This window comes from Acidovorax sp. CF316 (genome assembly GCF_000276605.1).
In the GTDB taxonomy this organism is placed as follows: domain Bacteria; phylum Pseudomonadota; class Gammaproteobacteria; order Burkholderiales; family Burkholderiaceae_C; genus Acidovorax.
Map to the genome: position 1 here is coordinate 1 of NZ_AKJX01000061.1, position 5,114 is coordinate 5,114.

At 69.0% G+C, this 5,114-nt stretch carries 8 protein-coding genes; all 8 read right to left on the reverse strand.

Annotated elements, in window-relative coordinates; genetic code table 11:
* Positions 1-25: 25 nt before the first annotated feature.
* From PMI14_RS06385 to PMI14_RS06420, 8 genes are read right to left on the reverse strand one after another with little or no spacing between them, the layout of a single operon-like run.
* A complete protein-coding gene (locus PMI14_RS06385) occupies positions 26-280 on the reverse strand; it encodes a hypothetical protein (RefSeq protein ID WP_238541808.1) in 255 nt (84 codons plus the stop codon).
* A gap of 11 nt (positions 281-291) precedes the next feature.
* Positions 292-651, reverse strand: a complete 360-nt coding sequence (locus tag PMI14_RS06390) for a hypothetical protein (protein WP_007851452.1) — start codon at positions 649-651, stop codon at positions 292-294.
* Positions 648-983, reverse strand: a complete 336-nt coding sequence (locus tag PMI14_RS06395; protein ID WP_007851454.1) for a hypothetical protein — start codon at positions 981-983, stop codon at positions 648-650. The genes PMI14_RS06390 and PMI14_RS06395 overlap by 4 nt, the downstream gene beginning before the upstream one ends.
* Positions 980-1,600 carry a lysozyme gene (locus PMI14_RS06400; RefSeq protein WP_007851455.1) on the reverse strand — a complete coding sequence of 207 codons (621 nt, stop codon included), beginning with the start codon at positions 1,598-1,600 and terminating at the stop codon, positions 980-982. The genes PMI14_RS06395 and PMI14_RS06400 overlap by 4 nt, the downstream gene beginning before the upstream one ends.
* Entirely contained in the window at positions 1,597-1,956 is a 360-nt protein-coding gene (locus tag PMI14_RS06405; protein ID WP_007851457.1) for a hypothetical protein, read from the reverse strand. Before PMI14_RS06405 ends, PMI14_RS06400 begins: the two co-directional genes overlap by 4 nt.
* Positions 1,953-2,432 carry a hypothetical protein gene (locus tag PMI14_RS06410; RefSeq protein ID WP_007851459.1) on the reverse strand — a complete coding sequence of 160 codons (480 nt, stop codon included), beginning with the start codon at positions 2,430-2,432 and terminating at the stop codon, positions 1,953-1,955. Before PMI14_RS06410 ends, PMI14_RS06405 begins: the two co-directional genes overlap by 4 nt.
* The gene (locus PMI14_RS33385; RefSeq protein ID WP_238541809.1) at positions 2,432-2,983 is read right to left on the reverse strand and encodes a DUF4376 domain-containing protein; all 552 of its coding nucleotides are present in this window, start codon (positions 2,981-2,983) and stop codon (positions 2,432-2,434) included. The genes PMI14_RS06410 and PMI14_RS33385 overlap by 1 nt, the downstream gene beginning before the upstream one ends.
* Positions 2,980-4,884 (reverse strand): hypothetical protein, encoded by a 1,905-nt coding sequence (locus PMI14_RS06420; RefSeq protein ID WP_035202631.1) that lies wholly within the window; start codon positions 4,882-4,884, stop codon positions 2,980-2,982. Before PMI14_RS06420 ends, PMI14_RS33385 begins: the two co-directional genes overlap by 4 nt.
* Between the last annotated feature and the right edge of the window lie 230 nt (positions 4,885-5,114).

The following is a 5,114-nucleotide window of genomic DNA, read 5'->3' on the forward strand; positions in this document are numbered from 1 at the left end:
CCGGCGGCCGCCGCACGGGCCGGCGTCATGGCGCAGCAGTGCACGCCACCAGGGCGGCGCGCATCTGCACCTCGTAGGCTTCGCGGCGGTCGATCTCGGCCAGGGCGGCGCGCAGGAGGGTCCAGGGCAGCACGCCGGGCACCAGGGCCTCGGTGGGCATGGTGGGGCGGGCTGGCACGGCCTCCTGGCAGGCCACGGGCACGGGTACACGCGTCTGCACGCGCTCGGGCGGCGCCGTAGTGCAGCCGGCCAGCAGCAGCGCGGGGGCGAGGAGGAGCATGGGGGCCCGCGTCATGGCTTGCCCCTCCCCTGCAGCCACTCGTCCCCCAACGCCTGCATGCTGCCGCACAGATCGAGCGGCAAGCGGGGTTGCTGGCTGAGGGTGTAGTCCGCCCTCACCTGGTGGGTTTGGGCTGCTGTAGCAGCCGCCGCGCGCGCTGGCGCGGCCTCCCGGGCACGCTTGGCCGCCAGGTCCTGCAGGGCCTCGGTGGCATCGCTGCAGGCGCTGGCGTCTGCGCGGGCCTGGTCACGCTGCGCGGTGGCGCTGGCCAGGGCCTGGCTGGCCTTGTCGCGCTGGCCCATGTAGGCCGCCAGCTGGGCCGCGTTGGCGGCCAGGCTGATGACCAGGGCGAGGATGATGTACTGGATCATGGTTGTTGCCCCCAGGTCCCGCAGTGCGGGCCGGTGAAGAAGTTGGCGCAGTGCATCACCTGGGTCCAGCGGGTGCCGTCCAACCGCCACACGGTGAGCTGCAGATCTGCGGCGTCCTGCAGGCCCAGCCCGCCGGCCAGCAGCACGTTGGGCTGGCCGGGCACGGTGCCGCAGCGGTCAAAGCACAGGTGGGGCGCCACCCAGTTGTCGCGGCCGCGCCATTGCAGTTGCTGGCCGGGCAGCGCGTAGGCGGTGGCCAGGTACTGCTGGGGCGCGGCCGTTGCCGGCACGGTGATGTGCAGCAGGCCTGCGAGGATGAGCACGTCGATCATTTGCCACCTCCCGCCGGCGGCAGCAGGCCGGCGCTGAAGTGGCCATCACGGCCCCAGTCGGTGCACAGCTCGCGCGTGGTGTCGCGGCGGTCGACCAGGCCGGGCAGCACCACGCTCTGGCCGCCCACGGTGCCGCGCACCCAGCGGGGCATTTGCATGCACGCACCCACCAGGTTGCCGGCGTTGGCCATGCGGACGATGGTGGTGCCATCGAGCACGCTGGGCCCCAGGTTGTAGATCATGTCGATGAAGCTGGCTTGCACCCACGGGTTGTAGGCGCCCCAGTGCGTGAGGGCCTGGCGCGCCTGGCGCTCGGCCTCTCGGTACTTGGGCAGCTCCAGGCGCTTGCAGTCCTCGGGCGTGTAGGTGCGGCCGGCCACCACCTCGGGGCCGGTGACACCGTCGCACACCGTGAGCGGCTGGCCCTTGCCCAGCTTGTCCACGTAGGGTGTGCCGATGTGGCGGCCGCTGCTTTCGTAGTGGTTGCCCAGCTCCATGGCCAGCAGCACCGCGGCCGATGGCTGCTGCGCCGCCTGGTGCGTGGCCACGCCGCCGGCGGCGGCCACGCTGATGGCCAGCGCGGCCTGCAGTAGGCGCTTCTTGATGGTGTCGTTCATTTGTGCCCTTTCCAGGCGGCGTAGAGGGCCAGGGCTGCAGAGCCCAGGGCCAGGATGGATGCGATGGGTTTGGCCATGCGGCCCAGCCAGTCCAGCACCTTGAACATGCCTTTGAGGGCCTGCAGGAAGTCCACCAGGTCGGCCGTGCTCTTGCCCAGCTCCTGGGTCGCCTGAGCAGTGGCCTGCGTGGCCTTCGTGTTGGCCTCCAGGTCGCGGCGCACGGCTGCGAGATCCGCGCGCACATCACCCACGTCACCCTCGATGCGGCCCATGCGGGCCTCGCCCTCGTCGAGCTGCTCGAAGATGCTGCGCACCACGGCGGGCTGCACCAGGTTGCCAAAATCGTCTGTGATCACGCGAACCCTTCAGCCACGCCGGGCAAGAAAAAACCCGCCGAGGCGGGTTGGAAGATGGTGGGGCTGCTGAGCAGCGCGGCCAGGCCGTTGGGCCCAAAGCGCCACGGCTCTCGCAGGCCCAGCGCGGCCGCCAACGCCTCGCTGCAGAAGTACCCATCCGGGCTCTCGTCTGCCCAGGGCAGCACAAAGCGCACGTTGCCCAGCAGGTCGTACGGCAGGCCCTGGTTGAACTCGAACCAGTCGCGGGCCGCGTCCTCCATGTCCAGAGGCAGCGGGATGATGTCCCAGTGCCCCGGCTTGTAGACCACGTCCTTGAACCGCACGCCCTTATCCATCCAGCTGGCGCTGGCGCTCAGCCCATCGGAGAACACCGCCTCGCAATGGCTGTAGGGGCCCTTGTCGATGAACTGCACGCCCCGGCTGTAGATGCCCTGCAGGCCAGGGCGCACCGATTTGTAGAAGGCGGCCTGGAACATCACACACCGTCCTCGATGCTGGCAGGCCACCCGCCGCTGAAATCGTAGGCCTCGGGCGTGGCGCTGGCCTCCATGGCCACGCGGTGCACCTCGCACGCAGCGAAGATCGCCGCATCGCTGGCGGCCGTCGCCTGGAAGATGCCGGTGGCCAGCGCCTGCGTCATGGTGACGAACACCGGCGGAGGGGTAGTGGTGAGAGTCTTCCACTGCAGCCCAGGCGGGATGCTGGCACCCATCATCATCAACGCCAGCTGCTGGATCCGGCTGCTATCGTCGCTGTGAAACCAATGCGCGCCGACCTTGACGCCCAGCACCTTGCGACGGTCGCGCTCGGCTTTGATGCGCTCCCAGGCAGCTGCACGAACGGGGCCGAGATCGCGGGGCGGCTCATCGGCCGCCGTCCACGGCTCCACCACGCCCACACCGACCACGTTGAACTGCAGCTCCAGCCGGCTTTCGCCCGCCGTGCACACGTACCGGTCGCCATAGGTCCAGACCTGGCTGAAAGGGCCGTACACGGCCGCGCCAATGGTGATTTTTTGCATAGTCATGCGACCTTCAGTTTGGTGAGGTGGTACGTGGTGCCGCTGGAAAGCGAGACGCCCACACCCCAGAGCGCGCTGGCGTCTTCGCGCGGGTAGAGCGTGGTGCTGTTGATGCCGATGGATGCCCGGGGGACCAGCTCCAGCTGCACGCCCCGGCGCGACCGATAGGCCACAGGCGAGGCCTGAGTGTTCGCACTGCCGCCGTTGAAGATCCCAGAGCCCGTTCCCGGCTGCTCCAGGTTCGCCCCCGTCGCTTCGTGGCGGCCCACAAGCAAAGGCAAGTTGCCGCTGGTATTGAGTGCGGGGTAACTGCCATTGGCTGCGGTGGTTGCGCCCGTGGGTGAGCCGCTGGCGGCATAGGACGCATTGAGCAGCACCGGGTTGTTGCCCGACATGCCCACCCGCCAGAGCACCCGCCCCACCGTGTCGTCGCCCCAAAGCACCGACATACTGGTGGTATCCGCCCCAAGGCGCACCGTATTGTTTTTGGCGGTGCTGGAAATCAGGCGCTGCAGCGCGGTGCCAATGGTGGCGGTGCCAGACACATCGGTCACTGCGTTGACGTAGAACGTCGCAGTGCCAGCCAGGTTGGCCGCGAACAGCACGCTGTTGCCGATCACCTTCCACGCATTCACGTACCCCGCCAACGCCGGCAGCGCGGCGCTGCTCACCGTGGGCACTGTGCCTGTGATGGTGAAGATGGCAGCGGTGAACTGCCCCGAGGTAGTGCCCACCACCGCAATCCGGCCGGTAGGCAGCTTGACGGCAATGAAAGCTTCATCCAGCCCGGCATTGCTCAGCGTCACGTTGGTGCCCGCCGCCAAGCTCGTGCCGGTCACGGTGAACACCTGGCAGTGCACGCTGGTAGATCCGTTGCTGCTGAACACCGCCACGCGGCTGGAACCCATGTCGAACAGTGGCTGGTTCGAGTAGGCGGCAGCGGTGCCGGTCAGCACCGACTCAGCACCCCAGGCCACGGTGGTGCCCGTGATGGTCAGCGCGCGCACGGCCTGCACGCTGCTGCTGCGGGAATAGGTGAACACAAAGCCCTGTCCCGCCACGGGGATCAGGTCACCCCAGGGCGACAGCGATTGCCCGGCGATGGACGCGGCAAGCAGCGTGACCCCGGCGGCAGTGCCCACGGTGATGGTCGTGCCGCTGATCGACAGCACCACGCCCTCCAGCGCCGTGGTGCTGTTGCCGGACACCACCAGCGCCTGGTTGGCCGCGCTCTTGATGGCGCGCACGCGCAGGTTGCCGTCGTGCGTGCGTACTGTGGCGAGGGCACCGAACACGCCGGCCGCGCCGTCCCACACGATGGCCTGCGTGGCGACGTTGTTCGTGAAGATGATCAACTCGCGGTCGGCGTCCAGCGCGATCACCTCGCGCACGGACAGCTGGCCCACACCGCCGAGGCCATGGGCTACCTCCGCGCTCACGACCGTGCCCAGCATCTCAGCACCGACCAGGGCCCATACACCCGCAGCCGTGGTGTCATCCACCAGGCTCGCCACCGTGGACTCGCCGCCGCGCACAAAGCCCTGCACCGTGCCGGCGTTGTCGCGCACTGCCAGGTCATAGGCGCCAGCGTTGCGCACGGTCAGCAGACCCAGGCCAGGGTCATAGAGGGTTGCGTCGGGCAACTTGACCCACTGGCCGTAGCTGGTGGGCGTGACGGTGTGCACGGCCGCCGTAGCGGCATTGATGGTGCCGAATGGGGCGGTGGTGGCGGCGCCGGCACCACGCGCGGCCAGCAGGCCATACACGCCTCCGCTCGTGACTCCCAGCACCTTGCCTGCATCCGGCACGGCTGTCGCGGGCAAGGCAGTGCCCTCGCCCGCGATGCTGATGACCCAGTCGGTGTAAGTGCCCGAGCCCGTCACATCGCCGGCGCCCAGCACCGACATCGTGAAGGCACCAGTGCCTGGGTCGTTAGCCGTTACGGTGCCAACCATGCGCCGTAGCGTCGGCGCGGCCTGGCTCGCGGCATACGCACGGCCGCCCACTGGAAACAGCTTGCCCGTTTGCGCGAGTGTGAAGGCCTTTGTGCCAGTGGATAGCGCCATGCTGGTCGTGCTGGTGGCCTGGGTGCCCGGGGCGTTGATGGCGCTAGCGGCCGCAGCCGCAGCCGCGGCGG